This is a genomic window from Bacillus sp. LR--39 (assembly GCF_053613335.1).
Genome location: NZ_JBSIOT010000507.1, coordinates 1 through 909, shown reverse-complemented (window position 1 = coordinate 909; position 909 = coordinate 1). Strand labels below are relative to the sequence as shown.

At 51.5% G+C, this 909-nt stretch carries 1 protein-coding gene; it reads right to left on the bottom strand.

The genetic code is table 11. The features are described 5' to 3' along the window. Window positions 1-909 (bottom strand): basic amino acid/polyamine antiporter (locus tag ACWHAR_RS24515; RefSeq protein WP_452088112.1); only part of this gene is annotated, 909 nt, incomplete at both ends.

The following is a 909-nucleotide window of genomic DNA, read 5'->3' as shown; positions in this document are numbered from 1 at the left end:
ATTTGTCGGCGCACCGTTTTTATTTTCTTTGCCGAACCATTTCGGGAAGACCCCTTCGCGTGCCGCGATCAGCGGGAGTTCGCCCGCGAATAATGTCCAGGCCAGCCAGGCGCCCAATACGGAAATGATCAATCCCAGGTTGATGAGCACGGCTCCCCATTTGCCGACGATATGCTCCATGATCGCGGCCATTGAAGGATTCGGAAGCTCGGCCAAGTTTTGCTGATTCATGACGCCGAGCGACAGCATCGTAATCATGACGTAAATCACGAGTACGCTGATCAAGCCGATGACAGTAGCTTTGCCAACATCGCTTGATTTCTTGGCCCGGCTTGAAAATAAGACGGCCCCTTCAATTCCGGTAAACACCCAGACGGTCACCAGCATCGTGCTCTTGACCTGTGTTCCGATGGAACCGAGCGACAGCCCTTTTCCCCAGAAATCGTTCGTAAATAAATCAAGATGAAACACAAAGATAATGGCGATAATGAAAGCGAAAATCGGTACAAGTTTTGAAATGGTCGTAATTAAGTTGATCATGGCAGCGGACTGAACACCGCGGAGGATCAAAAAGTGCACGCACCAGAGGATCACGCTTGCACCGATAATTGATGCGATGTTTTGTCCGTCTCCAAACGCAGGGATGAAATATCCGATTGCGCTGAACAGCAGCGTTCCATATGCGACATTGCCGAGAAGGGCTGCGAACCAGTACCCCCAGCCGCTGTTAAAGCCCATGAAATGGCCGAATCCTTCCCGGGCATAAGTGAAAATACCGCCGTCTAAATCAGGCCTTTTCGTCGTCAAGTTTTGGAAAGAGAATGCCAGGGCAATCATGCCGACTCCGGTGATGATCCAGCCGATTAAAATGGCTCCCGCCCCCGCCCCTGAAGCCATGTCGCTTGCAAG